The 24,114-nt window shown below is 42.0% G+C and carries 22 protein-coding genes and 1 pseudogene; 13 read left to right on the top strand and 10 right to left on the bottom strand.

The genetic code is table 11. The features are described from left to right. Positions 1 to 28 precede the first annotated feature (28 nt). Positions 29 to 490, top strand: coding sequence for a redox-sensitive transcriptional activator SoxR (soxR, locus tag H3302_RS18150; RefSeq protein WP_036972328.1), 462 nt, complete (start codon positions 29 to 31; stop codon positions 488 to 490). A gap of 38 nt (positions 491 to 528) precedes the next feature. Here the strand turns inward: soxR and H3302_RS18145 are convergent, their stop codons facing one another. After that, complete coding sequence (locus tag H3302_RS18145) at positions 529 to 813, bottom strand: DUF1294 domain-containing protein (protein ID WP_310735070.1); 285 nt, start codon at positions 811 to 813, stop codon at positions 529 to 531. 126 nt (positions 814 to 939) lie between these two features. On the opposite strand from H3302_RS18145, the gene H3302_RS18140 reads away from it, so the two are divergent. After that, positions 940 to 1,464: a hypothetical protein gene (locus H3302_RS18140; RefSeq protein WP_065978941.1), complete on the top strand. Its 525-nt coding sequence runs from the start codon at positions 940 to 942 to the stop codon at positions 1,462 to 1,464. A gap of 62 nt (positions 1,465 to 1,526) precedes the next feature. Here the strand turns inward: H3302_RS18140 and H3302_RS18135 are convergent, their stop codons facing one another. The 6 genes from H3302_RS18135 to H3302_RS18110 form a co-directional block, all read right to left on the bottom strand. Continuing rightward, positions 1,527 to 3,044 (bottom strand): DUF3360 family protein, encoded by a 1,518-nt coding sequence (locus tag H3302_RS18135; RefSeq protein ID WP_036972331.1) that lies wholly within the window; start codon positions 3,042 to 3,044, stop codon positions 1,527 to 1,529. 351 nt (positions 3,045 to 3,395) lie between these two features. Next, positions 3,396 to 5,519 (bottom strand): methyl-accepting chemotaxis protein, encoded by a 2,124-nt coding sequence (locus H3302_RS18130; RefSeq protein WP_065978940.1) that lies wholly within the window; start codon positions 5,517 to 5,519, stop codon positions 3,396 to 3,398. Positions 5,520 to 5,609: 90 nt separating this feature from the next. Then, positions 5,610 to 6,827, bottom strand: a complete 1,218-nt coding sequence (arsJ, locus tag H3302_RS18125) for an organoarsenical effux MFS transporter ArsJ (RefSeq protein ID WP_065978939.1) — start codon at positions 6,825 to 6,827, stop codon at positions 5,610 to 5,612. A 9-nt stretch (positions 6,828 to 6,836) separates the two neighbouring features. Next, entirely contained in the window at positions 6,837 to 7,838 is a 1,002-nt protein-coding gene (locus tag H3302_RS18120) for an ArsJ-associated glyceraldehyde-3-phosphate dehydrogenase (protein ID WP_065978938.1), read from the bottom strand. 13 nt (positions 7,839 to 7,851) lie between these two features. After that, on the bottom strand, positions 7,852 to 8,205 hold the full coding sequence (locus tag H3302_RS18115) for a metalloregulator ArsR/SmtB family transcription factor (RefSeq protein WP_182396450.1): 354 nt from the start codon (positions 8,203 to 8,205) through the stop codon (positions 7,852 to 7,854). Between the two features lie 84 nt (positions 8,206 to 8,289). Continuing rightward, on the bottom strand, positions 8,290 to 9,300 hold the full coding sequence (locus H3302_RS18110; protein ID WP_182396449.1) for an AraC family transcriptional regulator: 1,011 nt from the start codon (positions 9,298 to 9,300) through the stop codon (positions 8,290 to 8,292). 106 nt (positions 9,301 to 9,406) lie between these two features. Between H3302_RS18110 and H3302_RS18105 the strand changes: the two genes are divergently transcribed. Genes H3302_RS18105 through H3302_RS18090 form a run of 4 tightly spaced genes read left to right on the top strand, consistent with a single transcriptional unit; the run spans position 9,407 to position 14,575 of the window. Continuing rightward, complete coding sequence (locus tag H3302_RS18105; RefSeq protein ID WP_036972339.1) at positions 9,407 to 10,840, top strand: coniferyl aldehyde dehydrogenase; 1,434 nt, start codon at positions 9,407 to 9,409, stop codon at positions 10,838 to 10,840. 25 nt (positions 10,841 to 10,865) lie between these two features. After that, complete coding sequence (locus H3302_RS18100; RefSeq protein ID WP_182396448.1) at positions 10,866 to 12,584, top strand: GMC family oxidoreductase; 1,719 nt, start codon at positions 10,866 to 10,868, stop codon at positions 12,582 to 12,584. Positions 12,585 to 12,609: 25 nt separating this feature from the next. Beyond that, a complete protein-coding gene (locus H3302_RS18095) occupies positions 12,610 to 13,305 on the top strand; it encodes an MBL fold metallo-hydrolase (RefSeq protein ID WP_182396447.1) in 696 nt (231 codons plus the stop codon). Continuing rightward, positions 13,262 to 14,575: an alkyl/aryl-sulfatase gene (locus tag H3302_RS18090; RefSeq protein ID WP_182396446.1), complete on the top strand. Its 1,314-nt coding sequence runs from the start codon at positions 13,262 to 13,264 to the stop codon at positions 14,573 to 14,575. The genes H3302_RS18095 and H3302_RS18090 overlap by 44 nt, the downstream gene beginning before the upstream one ends. 38 nt (positions 14,576 to 14,613) lie before the next feature. Here H3302_RS18090 and H3302_RS18085 read toward each other — a convergent pair whose 3' ends face one another. Beyond that, positions 14,614 to 15,042, bottom strand: a complete 429-nt coding sequence (locus H3302_RS18085; RefSeq protein WP_036972342.1) for an organic hydroperoxide resistance protein — start codon at positions 15,040 to 15,042, stop codon at positions 14,614 to 14,616. A 121-nt stretch (positions 15,043 to 15,163) separates the two neighbouring features. On the opposite strand from H3302_RS18085, the gene H3302_RS18080 reads away from it, so the two are divergent. The 7 genes from H3302_RS18080 (at position 15,164) to H3302_RS18050 (ending at position 22,296) form a co-directional block, all read left to right on the top strand. Continuing rightward, complete coding sequence (locus H3302_RS18080) at positions 15,164 to 15,595, top strand: MarR family winged helix-turn-helix transcriptional regulator (protein ID WP_036972343.1); 432 nt, start codon at positions 15,164 to 15,166, stop codon at positions 15,593 to 15,595. A 93-nt stretch (positions 15,596 to 15,688) separates the two neighbouring features. Continuing rightward, positions 15,689 to 16,699 (top strand): zinc-binding alcohol dehydrogenase family protein, encoded by a 1,011-nt coding sequence (locus H3302_RS18075; protein WP_036972344.1) that lies wholly within the window; start codon positions 15,689 to 15,691, stop codon positions 16,697 to 16,699. A 401-nt stretch (positions 16,700 to 17,100) separates the two neighbouring features. Further along, positions 17,101 to 17,331, top strand: coding sequence for a helix-turn-helix domain-containing protein (locus H3302_RS18070; protein WP_036972346.1), 231 nt, complete (start codon positions 17,101 to 17,103; stop codon positions 17,329 to 17,331). A 49-nt stretch (positions 17,332 to 17,380) separates the two neighbouring features. Beyond that, positions 17,381 to 18,724: an N-succinylarginine dihydrolase gene (astB, locus tag H3302_RS18065; protein WP_182396445.1), complete on the top strand. Its 1,344-nt coding sequence runs from the start codon at positions 17,381 to 17,383 to the stop codon at positions 18,722 to 18,724. 4 nt (positions 18,725 to 18,728) lie between these two features. Further along, positions 18,729 to 19,244: a GNAT family N-acetyltransferase gene (locus H3302_RS18060; RefSeq protein WP_182396444.1), complete on the top strand. Its 516-nt coding sequence runs from the start codon at positions 18,729 to 18,731 to the stop codon at positions 19,242 to 19,244. Between the two features lie 281 nt (positions 19,245 to 19,525). After that, positions 19,526 to 20,521, top strand: coding sequence for a DUF4382 domain-containing protein (locus H3302_RS18055; RefSeq protein WP_036972350.1), 996 nt, complete (start codon positions 19,526 to 19,528; stop codon positions 20,519 to 20,521). Positions 20,522 to 20,700: 179 nt separating this feature from the next. Beyond that, the gene (locus H3302_RS18050) at positions 20,701 to 22,296 is read left to right on the top strand and encodes a carboxylesterase/lipase family protein (RefSeq protein WP_182396443.1); all 1,596 of its coding nucleotides are present in this window, start codon (positions 20,701 to 20,703) and stop codon (positions 22,294 to 22,296) included. Between the two features lie 40 nt (positions 22,297 to 22,336). Here the strand turns inward: H3302_RS18050 and H3302_RS18045 are convergent, their stop codons facing one another. Further along, entirely contained in the window at positions 22,337 to 23,056 is a 720-nt protein-coding gene (locus H3302_RS18045) for a Sir2 family NAD-dependent protein deacetylase (protein WP_074988568.1), read from the bottom strand. Continuing rightward, positions 23,053 to 24,073 (bottom strand): annotated as a pseudogene (locus H3302_RS18040) (Kelch repeat-containing protein). Before H3302_RS18040 ends, H3302_RS18045 begins: the two are co-directional and overlap by 4 nt. Positions 24,074 to 24,114: the final 41 nt, after the last annotated feature.

Below are 24,114 nucleotides of genomic sequence, written 5' to 3'. Positions count from 1 at the left end.
ACTTTAGGTCAATACTTAGGAGTAAAATATGTCAGGGTGTGAGAAAAAACTTGTTGAAGCGAACCTATCCGTTGGCTTTGTAGCAAAACGCAGCGGTGTAAAAGTATCGACTTTGCATTTTTATGAATCAAAAGGACTTATTCGCAGCTGGCGAAATAATGGAAATCAACGCCGCTATAAGCCCGATGTACTGCGCCGAATTGCGGTTATTAAAGCAGCGCAAACCATGGGGATTACTCTTGAAGACATCAAGCAAACATTAAGCACTCTACCTGAACAACGCACGCCAACAAAGCAAGATTGGGCTGCACTTTCTAAAGTCTGGCAAACTCAATTAGATGAAAAAATTCAATACATGCAGCGGTTACGCGAACGCGTTAATGGCTGCATCGGCTGCGGCTGCTTATCAATGGCCAAATGCCCTATCTACAACAAAGATGATTATTTAGGCGAAGAGCACAGCGGTGCAGTGCTGTTAGAAAGAGATTAAAGTTTTTAACGCCAATGGTCTTTCTCTAGGCTGACTATTTAAATTAACTGTAAATAATACAGTGAAAACAGCGCACTACAGTTAACGATGATAGTTAACCACAGTTCGGCGATAAAGCTGCGCTTTTTTGATTTATGCCTGAACCATTGTTGCGCAATTAATGATCCAGGCCAGCCGCCAAACACACCTAAGAGGTGTAATGTGCGTTCAGGTACACGGATCACATCTTCACCATGTTGCACTGCTAATCGTTTATCCCAGCCATACACTAAAAAGCTAATTAAGCTTATACCGCTGTAAATCCCAGCGATAAGGTATGGCATATTTAACAGCCAACAGGCGAGCCATAACAAAGCTAAAAACAACAATGAAAATGTAATTAATGTTTTCTTAATCAATGAACTATCGCCTATACTCAGCTAAACGAACGAAATTTATTAGGCTGTATTATGGCATATATAAAATCATTTTTACTATCACTGTGCTTTTGCTCTTTAACAGCACTTGCAACAGAGCAACCTCTCGATGAAAAACTAAAAGTATTTGAGCCTTACTTAGGCACTTGGCAATCAGACTTCAACGTAACAGCAGGCAAACCAGCAGTACAAGATGTAAGTACGTGGCAACGAGCACTAAACGGCACCGCCATTAAAACACTTCACTCAATTAACGAGGGTGAATACGGTGGCGAATCGATGATTTTCTGGGATAGCAAGAAACAATCGCTGGTTTTTTATTACTTCACCACCGCAGGTTTTTACACGCAAGGTACGATGAATGTTTTGAGCCCGACACAGTTTGTTGCCTACGAGAATGTGACTGGCAATAAAGAGGGAATTACAAAAGTTAAATCAACCAGCGAATTTAAAGATAACCAGTTTGTGGTGTCGACATCGTATCTTAAGAAAGGGCAATGGACTAAACCTGAAACACGCACTTATACCCGTAGTAATAAACAGGTGGTATTTAAGTAACGCGTATTTAAGTATTTAAAAGAAACTAGGGTAAGGCGACTTAGCCTTACCCCGTAAGTCAGTTAGTGTCTAAAATCAGCCATTAATGCAGGGATCCCAGGCAACATTCCTACAAGAGCCATAACCCCCGTTAAAATAATAAACATCACTAATGGAATAATCCAACGACTCATTTGGCTTAATTCAGCGCTTCGTTCTTTACAACCAATTAAACCTAAATTATCGAGCAACATCGTTAATGACCAGCCAAATGCTGGATTAACTAAGGTTGATGAAAACACCACTATGGCTGCTGATTGCGTGGTTTTACCTTCTCGGGTCATTTCCATGCCTGCTTCAAGTAAGGGAATAAATACCCCAACAATCAAGGCTACACACAATACGGGTTGCCAAATAGCTAAATCCATTGGGTAACCCCAAATACTGGCAATAATACAAAATAATGCAGTTAAAACTGCACCCGCTGGAATTGGCCGTTTCGCAATGGCTGCTGGCACAATATAGGTGCCCCATGAGGAGGTAAAGTTTGAACCACCGAGAAGTGAGCCAAACGTTTGACGAATTGACGCACTGAACATTGTGTCGTCAATGTTCATTTGTACTTTTTCAGTACGTTCTGGGTAACTAATTTTTTGGAACACTTGATGACCTAAAAAGTCGGGAGACCACATCGCCACAGCCAGTACAGCAAATGGCAATACCACCACAAAACTTTCGAGTGTGGGTAGACCTAACATCCAGCCTGTATTTTCACCCCACCAATACATTGGGTTCATATTCGGCAAGCCCGGCGCTGTTTTAAATTCAAAAGGTGCGCCAAGTGAAAAAGCAAGTAACCCCCCTAATAAACAGCTTAATGGCACAGCAAGCCAACGCTTTTTATAATGCTCAAGTAATGCATAAAGCACAATGGTTGATAAGATCACGATAAATGCGATATGAGTCATATCAATGCCTTCGGCCCACGCAAACAGCTTTTTAACCTGTGAAATAGTGCCAATAAAACCAAGGTAAAGAAGCAAACCACCACACACACCGCGACTGGTTAACCCAGCAAGTAAACTCCCCCCTTTACTGAGCGCTAATAGCAAGCCAAACGCCCCAATTAGTAAACCAAATGCCATGGGATGACCTCCCGCAGCAACAACAATTGGAATTAAAGGAATAAGTGGTCCATGCGTTCCAGCTAAGTTTGCCGTTGGTAAAAAGAATCCTGAAAACAATAAAATAAAGATGGATACAATTAATAGCTCGTAGCGCACATTTTCTAATATAAAACCTTCGCCAAGACCAAGTGGTGCTGCAAACGTAGCTGCAATGGCTCCCACCATCACTACTTTACCGATTGTACCGGCCATTGCTGGAATTGAATCTTCGAGCTCAAAGCGATAATCCCTAAAGGGTAAGTTAGGACGCCAACGCTTTGGCTGCATAATTTGTAGTTCGTGTTCTAGGTATTCATCGCGACTTGAAAATTCACTGCTGGGTTTATGAAGTGCTTGATAGCTTTTTTGTCCACTAAGCGTCTCTGATTCCTGATCAGCAGGCGTTTTTGACGCTTCATGCTGCCTCATATTCATGACTTCTCCTACTACTTATCTTGAAAAATTGTGTGAGTATTTATTTTGTACTTAGGGTAAAGCAGCAAGACACAAAACACGATTAGGCAAAAGGTAGGGTATGAATTTTGAAAAACACCTTTCAAGCAAAAAGCATAACAGGAAAATAAAATATAAGCAATTGATTTAAAATAAATTAAATTAATATGGGACAGTATTTTTTAATTTTAATACCCAGTAAAAAAGTCAGAATTGAACGCATTAACTATTAGTCTAATAAATTGCCTAAATAGTAAACGCTAAAGTACGGTATAAAAACAAAAGCCGTCAGTTACTCAGTAATCTGACGGCTTGAAGTGTGCGACTCAAACGCTATTTGGTTTTAAGTTTATTAAGCTCATCATCCTGCTGTGCCACGAGCGCATTGAGCGTTTGACTACCGTCGCCGGCTTGAGTCGAGAGCTCGGCTAGTTGCGATGCAGCATCTGAGATTAGGGTTAGATTACGGTTAATCTCCTCGGTTACTGAGCTTTGCTCTTCAGCTGCTGTCGCAATGTGGGTGATCTGTTGCGTAATTTCATCCACTTTAACAACTACTTCATGCAGCGCATCAAATGCAACAGACGTTTCGTCTACCGCAGTTTGAGCACGCACAACCCCTTGCTCAATGACTTTTGATGCATTACCGACCTCTAGCTGTAAGCTGTCGATTAAACCACTAATATCGTCAGTTGATGCGCGTGTTTTTGACGCAAGTGCACGCACTTCATCCGCAACAACAGCAAAGCCTCGACCTTGCTCACCCGCTCTCGCAGCCTCAATTGCGGCATTGAGCGCTAATAAGTTGGTTTGCTCTGCAATGGTTCTGATCACATCGAGTATTTGTGTAATGTCATTACTTCGCGCAGCCACTTTTTCAACGGCTTGGTTCGCTTGTTTAATCTCACTCGACATCGTTTTAACTTGAGTTACCGCCGACGATAAGCTCGACTCACTGTTTACAACAAGGCTATTAATTTCGTCTGCTTGCAGTGCCGATTGCTCAGAAGCTCGTGCCACTTCAAGGGCAGTCGCACTCATTTCGTTCATGGCTGTAACCACGCTTTCAATCTCTTGGAACTGTGATTGAACATTGTGTTTTGTATCTACCGACACATGCGTCGCTAATTCAGCTTGTTGTTTTGTCTGCGCAGAAACATTTTTCAGTTCACAGATAAGATCTCTTAATTTAGCTAAGAAAGCATTAAACCCTGTTGCCAACGCAATCAATTCTTCATGGGTATCAACATGCAATGTTTGTGTTAAATCGCCCTCTGAACTTGCCAAATTATCAACCCGTTGCTGTATCTGCTGAAGAGGAGCGACGATAGTACGGATCACCAGCAACATGATCACAAAAGCAGCGCCTGCGATAATAATTCCGGTGACTAAAATCAATCCTCCAAGCGTATTAGCATTTTCGCTCATGCTGTCAGCTAATGCTTGCGGCCCTTCAAGAGCAAGTTCAGTCGGCACTTCGATTAATAAATTCCACTGCTTTTTAGCAAGCTTAATGGTGATGGGGTAGTTAACTAAATACTCGTCCTCGACCTTAAAAATTCCGTTTTGTTTTTTTAATCTGTTGTAGTTATCAAGCATATTTTTAGGCACGACTTCTTTAAGTGGTCGGCCTAATTTATCTTTGTAATGACTGCTCCCTACAACCAAATCAAGCGAGCTTAATAAGGTTACGCGCGCTTTTCCGTTATACAGCTCTTTTGACAGTTTTTCTGTCATTGTTTGGAACACGGGTAACGTTAAATCAACCCCTGCAACACCAATGAACTCACTATTTCTAATAATAGGCACCGTAAGTGAGGTCATCATTTCTGAATAACCTGGCGAAATTTCGTATAGGTACGGCTCCATAATGCACGGGACTTTCGTGTCTTTTGCACAAAGGTACCATTCGGCTTCTCGTTGACCGAATTCACTCAGTTTATCTACATATTTTTCTTCTACGTCTTCAACCACTTGCTGCTCAATAGCACCATCACGATTACGCGTAAAATAAATTTCTAGGGTACCTGCCCCTGCAACTGAATGATCATAACCACTTATAAAATTCGCATCACGGCCATCAAAACCATTGCGTTCGAATTGGGTATAGATAGATGAAAGAAGTGTATTTTTTTCTAATAATGCGCGGTTTAATTCAACCACAGCATCACGCGTAATGGCATTTGCAGCTTGTTCATCACCGAGGATAGCTGCAAATGAATAAGGCACACGGTAAGCTTCATTTATAAAGCCAGCGACTTGTTCGCCATATGCTGCCGCATTGGAAGAAAGTTTATCTTCAACCTCTGCAACAATTAATTTTTCAGACTGCCCAGCAAGTTGCTCATTACTTTGTGAAAGCTGCCACCAGAGCACACTAGAAAGTACAAACACTGTAATAAAAATGCTTCCTACGGTAAGCCATAAAAGCTTTTTTGCTAATGCTAACTGCCGCATTGAATATTCCCGTTTTTATTGTTTATTTGATAATAGTTTAGACTATCTTGCTAAACTAACAGCAACAAACATAAAAAAAAGTATGAGTTTTTACTTTTTATTCAACGACCAGGTCGTAACAGATGCCATTGCTAATAAAGCCACACTCACCCATAAACACGCAACCAGCCCGAACACCTGAAACACCCAACCAGAGAGCACCGTTCCCACTAGTCGTCCTAACGCATTTGCCATGTAATAAAAGCCCACGTCGAGCGACACGCCATCGTTGTCTGCGAAACTAACAATTAAGTAGCTATGCAACGATGAATTGACCGCAAAAATGAAGCCAAAAATCAATAAACCAATCAATAAGCTTAGTTGCATAAACACGTTTAATGTCAGTGCTGTAGCCAACAAACAGGTGAATAGTGTTAATGCCGTTACCCACATTGCAGCTTGGCGTGTTGGCAAAAAACCTACTTTTTTATGGCCTGTGATACGCGGTGCCTGAGTTTGCACTAAACCGTAGCCAATTACCCAACACGCTAAAAAGCCACTCACCCACCAGTGTTGCCAACCAAACTGCGTTGCCAAATACACAGGCAGTGCCACTACAAACCACACATCTCGCGAAGCAAATAAGCACATTCGGGCTAAGCTGAGTAAATTAATTGCCCGCGATTTTGAGAATAAGGTTTTGAATTTTGGCTTATTCTTAGCTTTTCCGATATCAGCATTAAGCGTAAGCAGGCTTAAAATCCAAACCACTCCTAGCATCACTAACATGGCAAAAATAGCGCCTGTGAAACCAAATAATGTGAGTAACACGCCGCCTAAAAAGAAGCCGAGTCCTTTCAACGCATTTTTAGAGCCAGTTAGAATAGCAACCCATTTATACAGGGTTGACTCTCCCTCATGACCTTTAGGTACCAAATACTTAATCGCACTTTTAGCACTCATTTTATTCAAGTCTTTAGCAATACCACTCAGCGCTTGTGCAGTCATGACAAACCCGACCGTTAACCAGTGACTGGGCGCACACAACATGGCGAGCGCAACAAGTTGCAACAATAATCCCAAATTCATGGTTTTATTGAGCCCCAAACGTGCCCCGAGCCAGCCACCGACTAAGTTGGTAATTACACCAAATACTTCATAAAACAAAAACAGCATGGCAATTGCTAATGCTTCATACCCAAGCTGATGAAAATACAGCACCACCAGCATTCTGAGCGCCCCATCGGTGAGGGTAAACGCCCAGTAGTTACCGGTTATTATTAGGTATTGTTTTAATTCGTTTGGCAAAGCTGCCAATTGTTCACGCATCAAAATACCTTAAGACAATGCCACTTTACGAACCAGCTCAGCAGTGCGATTTGCATAACCCCACTCGTTGTCGTACCAAACGTAAAGCTTTAATTGGGTATCGTTAACAACCATTGTTGAGAGCGCATCGATAATGCCACTGCGAGGATCGGTTTTATAATCAATAGACACTAATGGCTTTTCTTCGTAACCTAAAATGCCTTTTAACTCACCATCGGCGGCTTCTTTAAACCACGCATTGACTTGTTTTTCAGTCACGCTTTCTTTTAATTCAAACACACAGTCGGTGATTGACGCATTGGTCAGTGGCACTCGCACTGCATGACCATTTAATTTTCCTTTTAATTCAGGGAAAATATGGGTGATTGCAGTAGCGCTGCCTGTTGTGGTGGGGATCAAACTTGTGCCGCAAGAACGCGCACGACGCAAGTCCTTATGAGGCGCATCAATAATGGTTTGCGTGTTGGTTATGTCATGAATAGTGGTCATTGAGCCGTGCTTAATACCAACCTTTTCCTGTAGTACTTTTACAACAGGCGCTAAACAGTTAGTAGTACACGACGCCGCTGTAACAAGTTGATGCTGTTGTGGATTATAAAGATGATCGTTCACCCCCATCACAATATTTAACACGCCGTCTTCTTTAACCGGCGCAGTGACAACAACCCGCTTTACACCTTGCGCTAAGTATTCATCGAGTAAGGCTTTGGTTTTCATTTTACCGCTGGCTTCAATCACGATATCGCAGTTTGACCAGTCAGTTTCTGCAATGGTTTTGTTGTTAGACACAGCAATTGTATGATGAGCAACACGAATGGTATCGTGCTCCACCGTGACAGGCGTCTGTAATCGGCCGTGCACCGAATCAAACTCGAATAAATGAGCGTGCGTAATTGCATCACCGGCAGGGTCGTTAATTTGAACGCATTCAAGTTCAGGCCAATTAAGTGCTGCTCTAAGTGTTAAGCGTCCCATGCGGCCAAAACCATTAATACCTATTTTAATTGTCATTGTGCTGTCCTCTTTAACAACAGTGCGCTTGACGTTCGGGGCGATTCCCCATCGTTTCAAGTCGGATTAAGTCAGTGTCGATTAGCTGAAAATTTGAGTCTAACGTCGCTTTTAGAATTTGCTGCGCCCAGTTAGGTAAATCTGAGTTTAGTTGGTAGTAAACCCACTGGCTTTGTTTTCTATCTGATAATAGCCCTGACTTTCGAAGTAGTGCCAAATGGCGAGAAATCTTCGGTTGGCTCAATGCCAAAGCCGCCACTAATTCACACACACACAATTCTTGTTGATGCATGATCAGCAACAACGTTTTTAAGCGTGTTTCATCCGCTAAGCATTTAAAAAAAGCGGTAGGTTCTAAGTTATTCATAGCATCACCTTCGTTAGATAACGCTACTATATATGGAAAAACGAATATAAAAAACTCATATATGAAAAAACATATATTAAAGTTTTATGACACCCCGTGCTGTGTTTGCCATTGTGTTGGTGATACCCCAAACCAGGCCTTAAAACGACGACTAAAAATAGACAATTCTGCATAACCTAACCGCAAGGCTAAATCGGTCATACTTACATTACCGTGTTGAAGTAGTCGAACGGCTTCTGACTTTCTAACATCATCAAGCAGTTGTCGATAAGTCGTTTCATGCATAGTTAAAATACGCTGTAACTTTTTAGGGTGAACACCCATACTTAATGCCGTGTTTTCTTTACTACAGTCCCCTGTTGCCAATAGCATTTTCATGGCGCTTTCAATATGCAGCATTTCATCTGGGAGCTTATTTATACGCTGCATCTCAAGCTGATCTGCAATGAGGGTATCGAGAATGGCATCATTGAGTTTTGGTTTATACGTTAAAAACGCACTCGAAAAATAAATAGCATCAGTATCAGCATTAAATTCAACCTCACAGCCAAGCACCTTGGTAAACAAGGCTGTGTGTTCACTCACTGGCGACTGCCGAAGGCATACTTTATCGGCTCGCCACTTGGGACCCACCAGCTCTTTCATTACTTTATTGACTAAACACACGGCCAATTGCGCTTTTTGAACAAATTCCTGCTTTTCATCAGACAAACGTACAAATCGTACTTCGCAGCTATTTTGCCCATATAAAGCAAGGTTAAGCACAATGCCCTCTGCATGTAGATAAATATATTTTTGGGCTACGTTTAACGCATCAAGAATCGTTGGCTGGCGCGACATATACGCCCCAATAAGGCCCACGGTGCTCATACTTTGTTGACTCCCTAATTTTAAGCCAAAGCATGGTTCGTCGCAGGCTGCTGCAGCGAGTTCTAAAAGCTGTAAATAGTGGCTATAAACAACAAAGCTGTCGGGGTCACGTAATTGTGCAGGTAAAATGCCCGCGTGTTCCAATAGCGTATTTGGGTTTACCCCGTAACGCCTGACTAAACCTTCAAAGCCCGCCAAGCTTGATGAGCGTATTAAACTTTCCACAAAAATACCATATGTCCCAAAGAGTCATTTTAGTGTCCTAAAAAGTCAAATTAACTGCAAGTATTTTATTTAAGCTATCAGTTACCTTTGCTATTAGAGCACCGACATGAACATTGCAAAACATCCAGTCATTATCGACGACATTCTGCACACCACACTTGCAAAGCAACGCGCTTTTGCAAAAGCCCAAGGGATAGAAAGCTATGAACAACGTCGTGAGCACTTACTTGCTTTAAAAGCCTTAATTACCAATAACCAAGAACGTATTATTAAGGCTATTAATCTCGACTATGGTAATCGGTCACGTCACGAAACGCTGCTTGCAGAGATCATCAATGCCTGTGCCGATATTAACAGTACACTCAAGCAACTAAAAAAGTGGATGAAAGTACAAAAACGTCATGTAGATCATCGCATGTACTTTGGAGCTAAAAACCGAGTGATACCACAGCCACTAGGGGTGGTTGGGTTAATCATTCCCTGGAACTTCCCAATAAATTTGGCATTTAGTCAGTTGGCAGCAGCCTTTGCCGCGGGTAATAAAGCCATGGTTAAAATGTCAGAGAATTCCCGTCATTTAAGTGCCCTACTCGCTGAGCTTGTTGGTCATTATTTCAAACCCGAAAAATTAGCCTTTTTTTGTGAAACAGGTGAAGTAGGGATTGCCTTTTCAAAGTTGCCATTTGATCACTTAATGTTTACCGGTTCCGGCGAAACGGGTAAAAAAGTAATGGCAGCGGCGGCAAAAAACTTGACCCCAGTTACCTTAGAGTTAGGTGGTAAGTCGCCTGCTGTCATCGCAAAGGATTACCCAATGCAAAAGGCTGTAGAACGAATAATGTATGTTAAACAGCTTAATGCCGGGCAAATTTGCACTAATGTTGATTATGTATTTGTGCATCAATCGCAATGTGAGCACTTTATAGAAACAGCGACCCATTGGGCAAAAAAACACCTACCCGATATTCACAGTGAAGACTACACAGCCATTATTGATGACCGCGCATTTAAGCGTTTAGTTGATTGCGTTGCTGACGCTCAGCAACTCGGTGCCAAAGTAATCACACTGGGTAAACAAGCTGCCGATGCAAAAACACGAAAGTTCCCGCTCACGATCATTATGCATAGTAATGACAATATGCACATTGATACTCGCGAAACTTTCGGCCCTATTTTAATGCTCAAAACTTACCACTCTCCCCAACAGGTGGTTGATTACGTCAGCGAACGAGATAGACCGCTGGCCTTTTACCCGTTTAGCTACGACAAGTCATTAATCAACTACTATATTGATAACATTATGTCTGGTGGTGTTAGCGTCAACGACGCGTTATTTCATGTTGGGCAACATGACTTACCTTTTGGGGGAGTCGGTGCCAGTGGTATGGGGCATTATCATGGCTACGAAGGGTTTTTAACGTTCTCAAAATTACGCCCGGTGTTTTATCAAGCCAGATTTACTAGCATTAAGTTTTTAACACCTCCGTACGGTAAATTTGCTGACCGGCTATTAGCCTTTTTAACCCGAATAAACTCATAACAATAAACCCCAACAGGTGACAACAATGCAGCAAGATAATTTTGATTTTGACCAAATAGTTATTGGTTCAGGCTTTGGTGGCTCTGTGAGTGCCTTGCGTTTAAGTGAAAAAGGCAATCGGGTTTTAGTACTCGAAAAAGGCCTACGCCGAGATGATAAAGCGTTCCCCAAAACCAATTTAGATATTAAAAACTACATGTGGCAACCCGAAATTGGTTTAAAAGGCTGTATTCAATTTTCGTTTACCAATAAAGTCACCGTGTTACACGGTGTGGGTGTCGGGGGAGGTTCGCAAATTTATGCTAATGTGCATTTAATACCGGATGACGAAGTATTTCAATCTCCCGCATGGACACGCATAAAGCCAGACTGGAAAGAAAGCTTAATGCCCTATTATGGGCTTGCTCAGCGTATGCTCGGCAGTGCCAAAAACACCTACACCAATGTCGCCGATGACACACTCAAACATGTGGCAGAAGAAATGGGCCAAGGCAGCTCATTTAAAACCGTCAATACGGGAGTACTATTTGCCAAGCCCGGTGAAGCGTACAATAAAGAAGTACCCGATCCTTACTTTAATGGCGATGGCCCACGTCGTCACACCTGCAACTACTGTGGCAGTTGTATGATTGGCTGTCGTAACAATGCCAAAAATACGCTAATGAAAAACTACCTCTTTTTTGCACAGCGAAACGGGGTTGAAATTAGACCTAGCTCCGAAGTCATTAAAATCACGCCTCTTAATGACGATGGCAGTGCAGGCTACAAAATTAAAATAAAAGATACGAGCCATAAAAACAGCCATATCTACACCCTAAAAACCCGCGGAGTAGTGCTAAGTGCAGGCGTAATGGGCACAGTACCGTTGCTATTGAAAATGCGCGACCAAGATAAAACACTTCCCCATATTTCGCCATGGCTTGGGCAACAAATTCGCACTAACTCAGAAACGCTCACAACCGCAAACAATACAACTAAAAAAGTGGATGACGGCGTTGCAATCAGTTCATTTATTTCTGTAGATAAAGACACCAATATTGAGATTTGTCGTTTTCGAGAAGGCTCAGATGGTACTTGGCTCTATTTGCCTTACGTGCCAATGGTGACAGGCACAGGAGTTAAACGTATTGCAAAATTTTTACTAAACACAGTACGCCATCCAATTAAAACCGCCAAAGTACTCAGACCGAAGGGAAAAGCTCGCAGCTCTATTTTGTTCTTAGTGATGCAAAAATCAGAAGCTTTTATCCACCTTGAGTGGCGTCGAAAATGGTATCGATTATTTAAAAAAGGTATCACCGCAGTACAAAAAGCCGAAGATACCCCACTGACAGTCTCATTTCCAAAAGCAGAAGAAGCCACCAAACGCTATGCCGAGAAACTGGGCGGCGTACCCGGCTCAGCATTAACCGAAGTGTTATTTGGAGCCCCCATGACGGCACATATCATGAGCGGTGTAGCTATGGGTGCCGATGCGCAAACAGGCGTGGTCGACACCTCTGGTGAAGTTTTCGGTTACAAAAACCTACGCGTTATCGACGGTTCAATTATTCCGGGTAACTTAGGTGTTAACCCTTCTTTAACCATTACTGCCCTCTCTGAGTTTGCGATGAGCCAAATACCTGTTTTTGATGAGCAACGCGCAAAAACAATCAAGCCCATTTCGTTTAGCGAACCTTTAGCCGGTCAAACATCATCACTCACAGGCTCGGGTGATTTATTGGCACAAATAAAAAATGTATAAAAAGAACCACACCAAGGACACAAAAATGATAACAAAATTAATAAATCTCAGCCTATTAGCGTGTGTAATGTGTACTCATTACACACAAGCAGAAAGTGACCTAACGAGTAAACCTGCAAGTAAATTCACCGTTCAAAAAAACCAACAGTTGTTACAAACACTCCCTTTTAATGATAAAACTGACTTTGCACTTGCCAGTAAAGGGCTCATTGCTAAACCCCAAAATAAGCACATATTAAATGCAAATGGTGAGGTTATTTGGGACTTCAATCAATTTGATTTTTTAAAAGAACACGACTTTATCCCCTCCATAAACCCAAGCCTTCATCGCCAAGCTTTACTTAATCTAAATTACGGGCTTTTTAAAGTTTCTGAGCATATATATCAAGTAAGAGGCTTTGATTTAGCGAATGTCACTTATGTAAAAGGCGATACCGGATGGATTATATTTGACCCCCTTACCGTTCCTGAAACAGCCAAAGCAGCACACGATTTAATAACAAAGCACCTAGGTGATAGACCCATTAAAGCCATTGTTTACAGTCATGCACATGCCGATCATTTTGGCGGGGTAAAAGGCATTATTAGTCAACAACAAGTCGATAATAACGACGTACAGGTAATTGCCCCCGCGCACTTTATGGAACACGTTGTAAAAGAGTCTGTTTTGGCTGGCAATGCAGCGTCGCGCTGGGTATCAATATGGAAGTATTATTGGTAAAAATGAACTATCTACAGTTGATAGTGCGCTAGGTAAAGGGATTGCGTTTGGCTATGTTAGCTTAATCGCGCCTACCCGTATTATTGAACAGCCTCAAGAAACCATAGTTGTCGACGGCATTGAAATGGTAATGAAAAACACACCGCACACCGAATCGCCTTCAGAAATGAATACTTGGTTTCCTCAATTTAAAACTTTATGGATGGCCGAAAACACGGTCGCAGGCATGCACAACATCTATACAATACGCGGGGCAGAAACGAGGGATGCATCACAATGGAGCAAAAAAATAAACCAAACTTTACAACAGTTTGCTCAGCAAGCCGACATACTAATTGCTTCACACCATTGGCCTCGATGGGGTAATAAGAATATTGTTCATTACCTTGAAAAACAACGTGATATGTACGGATACATGCATGATCAGGCTCTCAATTTAGCCAATCAAGGGGTTACGATAAACGAAATCCATAACCAATTTACAGTACCGGAAAGTTTATCGAACGAATGGTTTAACCGCGGCTATCATGGCTCTGTTAGCCACAACGTAAGAGGCATTATTAATAAGTATCTTGGCTTTTTTGATATGAACCCTGCCACACTTAATAAACTCAGCCCTGCCGATTCCGCAAAACGATACGTAAAACTCGCAGGCGGTAGCAAGGCAATGCTAAACGTGGCACAAACGGCATTTAATAATGGTGAATATAGATGGGTAGCAGAACTGCTAAATCACTTAGTTTATGCGGAACCTGAGAATCAAGCAGCCATTGCATTACAAGCTGATACATTAGAACAATTAGGCTACCAAGCTGAAAATGCAGGTTGGAGAAATGCATACTTATCTGCAGCTTATGAGCTTAGAAATGGCATGCCAAGCAGTGTAAATAAAACAGAAATTGGGCCAGACATCATCAAAGCAATGAGTACTGAACTCGTCTTTGACTATTTAGGTGTGCGATTAAATGCCGAAAAAGCGGCTCAACATCAGTTTATTATCAATATTCAGCTGCCCGATACCCAAGAACAGTTCGTTATTGAGTTAAACAACGCCCACTTAAACAACTTAGCAAACACACAAAGTGAGCATGCTGATTTAACGCTAACCCTTAATCGTGCAGATTTAGATTTACTTTTAATGAAACAGGTCGACTTTAAGCGCTTACTTGAAAGCAATAAAGCCAGTTTCAAAGGTGATATCCAAAAATTTGCCTTATTGATTAGCTTAATTGACAACTTTGACTATTGGTTTGAAATAGTAAAGCCTTAACGAAGGAGGTGGGCTATTTAAGCCCACCTATCAGCATACTAAATCACTGATAATTCAACAGCAATGTTGCCGCGCGTTGCATTTGAGTAAGGGCACACTTCGTGTGCTTTATTGACTAATGTTTGCGCAGTTTCTTTGTCTAAATCGCCCACTGACACCGCCAATTTAACAGCAATACCAAACCCGCCCTCGATTGGACCAATTGATACTTCAGAGTTGATATGTGTATCACTCGGTAGTTTAACTTTAGCTTGGCCTGCCACTAATTTTAGTGCACCAATAAAGCATGCAGCATAGCCCGCTGCGAATAATTGCTCTGGGTTTGTGCCTTGACCGTCATCACCACCTAACCCTTTAGGTGTTGATAATGCGACATCTAAACGACCGTCATCTGATTTTGCAGTACCTTCACGGCCACCTGTTGCTGTGGCTTTTGCAGTATAGGCAACGCTTTGTAGTTCTTTCATGATTACTCTCCTTTGTGAGTGAATATATTTTGCATGCAAAATATATTAGAACAGCTTTTTGAATATTGCAAATATTTTGTATGCAAATTAAAATACACTCACTGATCATAAGGAATCCACTATGAAGTACCCGCAATTAAAACTCGATAACCAACTTTGCCATCGCTTATATATGGCATCGAATAGCATTGCTCGCGCGTACCGTGATTCACTCAACCAGTTAAATTTGACCTACCCACAGTACGTCGTGATGATGGCATTATGGGAAAAAGACAAGATCAGCATAGCTGAATTACTCGAAAAAACAGCCATTGATGGCGGTGCTATGACGCAAATTTTAAAAAAGATGAGCGAAAAGTCGTTATTGAGTATTTACCAAGACAGCCAAGATAAACGTAAACGCCTAGTCCAACTCGAAGCCAAGGGTAAGGCCTTACAAGATGACGCTGCCAGTATTCCTGAACAAATTCGTTGTCGCTTTCCTAGCATCAATGAGCAACAGGCTTTGCAACTTATTCAGCTTCTCGATTTGGTAAATAGCGATCTTGATTAACAAAAATTATTTGAAAGTGAATTTCGATTACACCGCTTTTTAATAGATTTAAATGCGTTATAGTGGGTAAAACCCACTAAAACGGACACGATTATGAAAGCATTTGGTTATAGCAAAGCCACCCCAACGCTTGGTGAACATTCCTTACAAGCAATTGAATTACCAGATCCAGTTGCAACGGGCAGCGATATTTTAGTTGCTGTTGAGGCTATTTCAGTCAACCCTGTTGACACTAAAATCCGCGCAAACGTTTCTCCCCAAAGCGGCTATAAAGTCATTGGCTGGGATGCAGTAGGCACAGTAAAAGCCGTTGGTGAAAACGTGTCATTATTTAACGTTGGCGACCGAGTCTATTATGCTGGCGATTTAACTCGCCAAGGCAGTAATGCGCAGTTGCAACTAGTTGACGAACGCATTGTTGGTAAAGCACCCGCAAGCTTAACCAATGCAGAAGCCGCCGCCCTCCCTCTAACCAGTATTACAGCATGGGAATTGTTATTTGACCGTCTGCAAATTACGCAATCAAAAGACAGCAAACCCGCCTCAGTATTGGTAATTGGTGCAGCGGGTGGGGTTGGCTCAATTTTAGTGCAGCTTGCTAAACAGCTAACAAACTTAACAGTTGTTGGCACAGCGGCACGTCAGCAAAGTGTACAATGGCTAACTGACTTAGGCGTAGATTATGTGCTAGATCACAGCCAAGATCTCAATCAACAACGTATTGACGCAGAACTTGATGAATTTGATTATGTAATCAGTTTAACGCATACCGATAAGCACCTTGACAGTATTGTAGAGGTAATTAAACCACAGGGTAAATTAGCACTGATTGATGACCCCGCAAGCTTCGATATTTTAAAGCTTAAGCGCAAAAGTATTTCGCTTCATTGGGAGTTTATGTATACCCGCTCAATGTTTCAAACCGACGATATGATTGCTCAACATCAACTACTAACAACACTTTCAGAGCTTGTTGATAAAGGCATCATTAAAACCACCTTGGGTGAGCATTTAGGAAAAATAAATGTCGAGAACATACTCAAAGCCCATGCTATTTTAGAATCGCATCAAGCTCGCGGTAAGTTAGTGCTTGAAGGATTTTAGCGTTACCAGCTTTCGTTAACATAGCCATTAATTAGCGCTAACGAGTTAGCGCTAATTATGTTCTTCTCATTTTTTATTTTGTCGATATTCATAACGCACTGCCTTAATAAAACCCACCGCATCATAAAAGTGCAGTTTTTAAGACTTGCTTCACTATTTTAGTGCTTAGAGATTGCTACAAATATTCCCACAAAAAATAAATCACTGATTTTAAATAATTTAAAATAAAAATAAAGAGTGGCACAGTTCTTCCAATAGTGAAAAAGGAACTTGCACCTAAAAGGAGACGAACGTGACTAACTTTTATCACACTCTTTACTTACTTTGGCGTTTAGATATTAGCACATGGCATGTGCATGAACCGAACGATCCACATACCACTGCAGATAAGGAGCGTCGCTATGTTAAATAACGATCCTGAATTTATAGAAGCACTGCAAAAGGTATCTGTTCATCATCTTACAATTACCGAAGCCGCTGAACAGTATGACATTCCCAAAAGAACGCTTTATAACGCTGTAAGGCAACAGCACGCAAAATTAAATAAGCAAAAAGCTTATTTAATTGCGACACAAAAACGGCTTAAACAACACCTTCGTAATGTTGAAATGGAGTTGGCTCGCTTCGTTTAAAAAAAATCTGTATGGTTTAAAAACACGCATTTAACAAATTGGAATGAGTATGCACGCAGTAGAAGTAAACTTTGATGGCTTAGTGGGGCCAACACACAATTACGCGGGATTATCGTATGGCAATGTTGCCTCATTAAGTCATGCCTCATCACATTCAAACCCTAGAGAAGCCGTATTGCAAGGGTTAGAAAAAATGAAGGCAATGCATGAGCTCGGCTTAGAACAAGGTATTTTTGCACCCCATGCTCGTCCTGATATCAACGTATTAAAACGTTTGGGATTTACTGGCAGCGACAGGCAAATTATTGAAAAAGCATTTAAAGCCGATCCCATTTTACTGCGAGCCTGTTACAGTGCGTCTGCTATGTGGACTGCAAACGCAGCAACCGTGTCTCCCTCTGCTGATACGCTTGATGGCAAAGTGCATTTTACAGCTGCAAACTTAAACAACAAATTTCACCGCTCATTAGAACCGACAACGACAACAGCGTTGTTGAAAGCCATGTTTAACAACGACCACTATTTTAGCCATCACTGTCACTTGCCTGACCAAGGTTTTTTCGGTGATGAAGGTGCTGCCAATCATAATCGTTTATGCGATAGCCATGCAGATACAGGGTTAGAGGTATTTGTATTTGGTGCGAGTAGCTTTAATAATACACTCCCCAAGCCAAGTAAATTTCCTGCACGGCAAACTCTCGAGGCATCACAGGCTGTTGCTCGTTTGCACCAATTAAAACCCCACAGCCAGCTATTTATTCAACAAAACCCTGTTGTGATTGACCAAGGTGTGTTTCATAACGATGTAATTGCAGTCGCAAATGGCAATGTTTTACTGTGCCATGAGCAAGCTTTTTTAAACCAAGCACATGCCTTAGATGAAATAAAAAAAGCCTATACCGGTGAAAAAACCCTGCATATTATTGAAGTACCGACCCAAAAAGTAAGTATTACCGATGCTGTAAGCAGCTACTTATTTAATAGCCAACTTATTACACTTGCCGATGGCAGCATGCTGTTAGTCGCTCCACAAGAATGCCAACGTAACTCCGCTGTGCATCAATATATTCAAGAATTAATTTTGTCGGATAATCCGATACAACATGTCCGTTTTTTTGATTTACGGCAGAGCATGCAAAATGGCGGAGGCCCTGCGTGCTTACGCTTGCGTGTTGCATTAAACACCAACGAGCTTAATGCGGTAAACCCTGCCGTGCGCTTTAGTCACGACAAATATGACCAACTAGTCAATTGGGCTAACACACATTATCGCGATTCATTAACGAGCAATGACTTTGCTGATCCTCAGCTTTTAACTGAAAGCTATCAGGCACTTGATGAGCTTACCTCGTTACTTAATTTAGGCTCTGTTTATCCATTTCAACAACAATAACGTCATGAAAATTAAAGCAGTACATTCAATAAAAGGGGCCGCCAGTCCGTTAAATACCCTGCTCATTAATAGTGTAGAAAGTGGTGCATCCATCGGGTTTATTGCACCGTTATCATTACACGCAGCTCATGACTATTGGCAGGACGTTAATACTGACTTAGCCACGCCATATCGACGCCTTTATTTAGCTATGGAAGGTGAGCAAGTGATTGGCTCTGTTCAATTATCTTTGTGTTCAAAAGCAAACGGAATGCACCGAGGTGAAGTAGAAAAACTGATGGTGCACACTGACTATCAAGGCCAAGGCATTGCAAAACAATTAATGAACACCCTAGAAACCGACGCTAACGCAATGGGGATTAGTTTATTAGTACTTGATACCCGTATGGGGGATATCGCATCCACTCTATATCGTAAGCTTAACTACATTGAAGCGGGCTCAATCCCAGGTTTTGCAAAAAGTTCCGCGGGTACGTTTGATGCAACAGTTTATTTCTATAAGCAAATCGGCTCTCGTTGATGGGGCCGAATTCAATCACTGATGACATAATTTTTCATTGTTATCCTGGGTAAGCATGTTCACTTTTTTTCAATAATAGTAAAAAATACGCACACTATAAGTTTAGCGAAAGCAGAAAAGCCATTATACGTTGTTAAATTAATATACTGTATATGTAAGATAGCTGCATATTTCATCCTGCTTTTTTGATAAACGCAACGAGTTAATAACAATTCAAGTTCTATTAAGTTTTCGTTACTTATACTTCCTAGCATACACATAACACACTAAAGGAATGAATCATGAACTTTAAGTCAACAATGCTTAGCAGCGCTATCTTACTTGCTCTCGTTGGTTGTGGCTCAGACAACGACAAAAATGACAACATAGCTCAGCCGCAAATGGCTAAATTCACTCTGGGTGTATCTGATGCGCCAGTAACAGGCTTAAAAGCTGTCAATGTCGTATTTGATTCAATCACACTGAGAACGCAAGGCGGTGAAGATATCACTTTTGAAACGCGTGAAGACGATGATGAAACAAAACCTGAAATGGTCAACTTACTTGACTACACAGGCGACGATGTTTTCGCTCTTTTAGAAGATGAAGAAGTGCCTGCAGGCGAGTATCAGTGGATCCGTGCTGATGTTATCAATGGTGATACAAACGACTTAACAATGACATCACATGTTGTGTATGAAGATGACAGCATTGAACCATTAATCGTTAAACGTAAAGGCAACGACGGTGTGGGTGAAATTCAACTTGATGGCTTCACACTTAATCAAGCTGGTAACGAATTTGTTATTGAATTTGACCTTAAAAAATCATTAGTTGACCCGCAAAATAGTTCTGAAATTGTGCTTAAGCCTCGTGGTGTTCGTTTAGAGAACTTGGCTGAATCGCAAGATATTGAAGGCACAGTAAGCGACGTATTAATTGCTAACTGCGAAACCGATAATATTGCTATTGCTGCTGAAGATGGCTCGTTTGGCCACGCGGTTTACCTATACAGCAGTGACGTAGAAACGCCAATGGACAACTACGAAGTAAATGAGAACGAAACACCGGCTGATGCACCACTCGCAACGGCTAATGTGGTTTTTGATAGTGAAGATAATCAATACGAGTTCGAACTTGCGTTCATTCAACCTGGTGATTACCAACTTGCTTACACATGCGCTGCACACATCGATGATGCAGAGGCAGAAGACCAAGAATTTACGCTTCATCAAATTAAACCTGTTACCGTTACATCGGGTGAAGACCTAACAGTGTCATTCACATTACCTGAGTAATAAAGGTTAATCCCCCACTTAAAAGCCCGCTTTGCGCGGGCTTTTCTATTCTTTATCATATGAAACAGCCAAAGACTAAACCAGCATAGTCTTTCCCTTGTTGCTGTGCTGGTTTTCTCGTTGTGACTATTTGAATATGTTAATATTATAAGCCTTACCAAAACAGTCTGGGCTATGTTATGACATCGCGTATTTTAAAATCGATTTTCTATTCCTCTCTTATGTTAGGCTCAGCCCTGTTTCTACAAGGCTGCCAAGACCAACCACAATCCGACCATGTAGCAGTGAGTGGCGGCCTTATTCAAGGACAACAGCAAGGGCGAGTTATTGCCTATAAAGGCATTCCCTATGCAGCGCCCCCTGTGGGAAACTTACGCTGGCGAGCCCCTCAACCGGTTACTAAATGGCAAGGTGTCAAGGTATTGGAAAATTATGCCCCCGATTGCATGCAAAAACCATTTGCTGGTGATGCTGCGCCATTAGCAACCACGCCATCAGAAGACTGTTTGTATTTGAATGTGTTTAAACCCGCCAAGCACAGTGATAGCCCTTACCCTGTTGTAGTTTGGATCCATGGTGGCGGCTTTGTAAACGGTGGGGCTTCACCAGCAGTATACTCTGGCGAAAGCTTTGCTAAACAAGGTGTTATTTTTGTCAGCTTTAATTATCGTTTAGGTCGATTCGGCTTTTTTGCGCACCCTGCCCTCACACGATTTGAAAATGATGCACTGGGTAACTACGCATTAATGGACCAAATTGCAGCGCTTGAATGGGTGAAAAAAAATATCGCTCAATTTGGTGGCGATGCATCAAAGGTGACATTAATGGGTGAATCTGCAGGTGGTGCATCAGTGCATGCGATGATGCAAACGCCGGCTGCTAATAATTTATTTCAGCAAGCAATTATTATGTCTGCTGGTGGCCGAGACCTATTTAAACAACGGCCTTTACACAGTAATGACGACACGGTGTTAAGCGCAGAACAAATCGGTGAAAACTTTGCTAAGCAGCATACAATTTTAGGCAGCGATGAAAACGCGCTGGCTGCACTTCGTGAGTTACCTGCCGAAGATATTATCGATGACCTCAACTTAAGCACGCTACACCAACAAAATACCGACGTACCAAACTATGTTGGAGGCCCCATTATTGATGGCACCATTATTAGTGCATCAACCGAAACGCGTTTAAGAAAAGGGACATTTAGCCACATACCAGCCATGGTTGGCACTACAGACAGGGATTTAGGGTTTGCAGGATTTGCTTCAAAAGACGCTTTATTCGACAGCTTTGCTGGGCACAGCACACAAGCAAGAATGACATACGACGCCAATGGCGACACTCCACTGCCCGTGCTTAATTATCAGATTGGTCAAGATGCACAAATGCAAGAACCTGCTCGATTTGTTGCTAAACGCATTTCAGATATGGGCAAGCAGGCTTATTTGTACCGCTTTGGCTATGTGGCGCAAACTTTAGATAAACCAGGAGCTGAGCATGCCAGCGAGATTCCGTATTTCTTTAATACGGTGCAAGCAAAATACGGTCATGTTACCACCGAACAAGACAAGCAAGCGGCTAAAATTATGCACCGTTATGTTACTAACTTTATTAAATTAGGCACGCCAAATGGCCCGGGACTCCCGAAGTGGTCTGCGTTTAAACATGATGAGCCATTTTTACTGCAAATGAATAAAACAGGTACCGCAGAGTTTTTACCTGACCCATTACAAGCTCGGTTAAACATCACCGAAGCAAAAGCAGAACAACAATAATCAATAGACGAGGCGCGTAATATAAGCGCCTCGTTAGCTTTTAACCTTGCTGCTGTACGTACTCAAGTGCCGTCATTTTTTTGTAGGTCACATTAGGATGAAACACATGCGTGGGTTCTGGGTCTACCACTTCGATAGGCGTTCCCTGACTTCGTGCAATATTAAGTGCCATTTGCGTAATATTGACACTAAACGAGGTGCCTATAAATACAATTTTATTAGCATCGAGCATACGTTGCTGCGCCTCAGAAATACGATAAAGTTCGGTGTAATACTCATCGAATAACAACACATACGGCTTAAACGATTGATTAACAATAGGACTTTCATTACTAATGTTGAACACCTCAAGTAATGAATGGTGTAAGTTATCTTCGTTTACTTTATCCCATGGAGCGTTGAAGGCCATCACTTCATCACCTTGATTGTGAAAGACCGTCATTTGATCTAAACGACCGTGAATCGCAATGTAATCGGTGTTACCCGCCTTTCCATCAAGGCCATCAATGTTTTGTGTTATAAGGTTTTTATCGCTCAACCAATGATGAACTTCGTTCGGACCATGATGTCGGTACGTTGCAAAGCGATGGTAATACCACGCTAAAAATTCGCGTGGGTTGTTTTGATACATCGCACGTGTTGCCATTTCCATCGGCGTGTAGTTTTTGCTGCCAATGGTCCAAAATCCATCTTCGCCACGAAAAGTTGGGATCCCGCTTGCGGCACTCACCCCTGCGCCTGTGATATAGAGTGTATTCATAATGATAACTGTACCTTGTAGCCTAGCGCATCGGGTGTTACTTGCTGGTTATTGTTCATGCCCCCAATGCGATACAAACTGCCTTGATGTTCTAATAATCCGCGGTGATCCATACTGGCGGTATTTGCCTTTGGCATCGCGTGCCAATCATTGCTGTCGACATCAAAACGCCACACATGATCGCTTGCAGGGGCTGGTTTACCATCGTAACCCATGCCATTGTAATTATAGGGATTCGCTGAACCACCCATCATATATATATCGCCATTAAAGCTGGTTGCTGCCATGCGATAATGTGCCACGCCAGTGGGATGAGGAATCGTTCGCCAATCAATTTTTAAGGGGTTATTAGCATCAATGGTTCCTTTTAGGCACTGTGGAACCGCAGCAAACGAGCGACGTTTATCAGCATTCGCTTTGGTTTCTACGCCATCACAAACCAACATAGTATTGCCGCTAATGGCAGCCGCTTGACCAAACACCGGTTTCCCTAAAAATGGTGAAGCCTGTTGCCATGTATCCGTTTTAATATCGTAAACTTGCACTAAGTTTACGTTACCATCGTTATGCCAACCACTGACTAAATAAATATAACGTTGTTTATATGCCAAAGCGACACTGTCATCTACCGGCACTGGCATGCTGGTAAGTGGGGTGTATGAATTAGTAATCACATCATAACGATACACATCTGGGGTCGATACCTCTTGATGATCATGGCTTACTGTATAGCCACCAAACACATAAGCGTGTTCACCATCCTACCGCGGTACTTGCTAAACGACCCGTTAAAGGTTGAGTGCTCGGTACCTCTTTAGCTGCGTGCCAAGAATCATCACCAACTTTGAGTACCCATACTTTATTGTGAATATCATGATGTGCTTTACCCTTACCTAGTCCCATAAAACTTAAAAAGTAAGCTTGTTCATGAATAACTACTTTAGCAACCGCATTATTGGCTACCGGTTCTGGTAAGGCTGGAATTGTTGCAAGTGCAATAGAAAATAGCAGGCTCATAAGATGAATAAACGACTAAAAACAGACGTTAAGAATACCAT

Source organism: Pseudoalteromonas sp. MT33b (genome assembly GCF_014117385.1).
Classification (GTDB): Bacteria; Pseudomonadota; Gammaproteobacteria; order Enterobacterales; family Alteromonadaceae; genus Pseudoalteromonas; species Pseudoalteromonas lipolytica.
The sequence above is the reverse complement of the archived record's forward strand: the minus strand, read 5'-3'. Positions and strand labels throughout refer to the sequence as shown.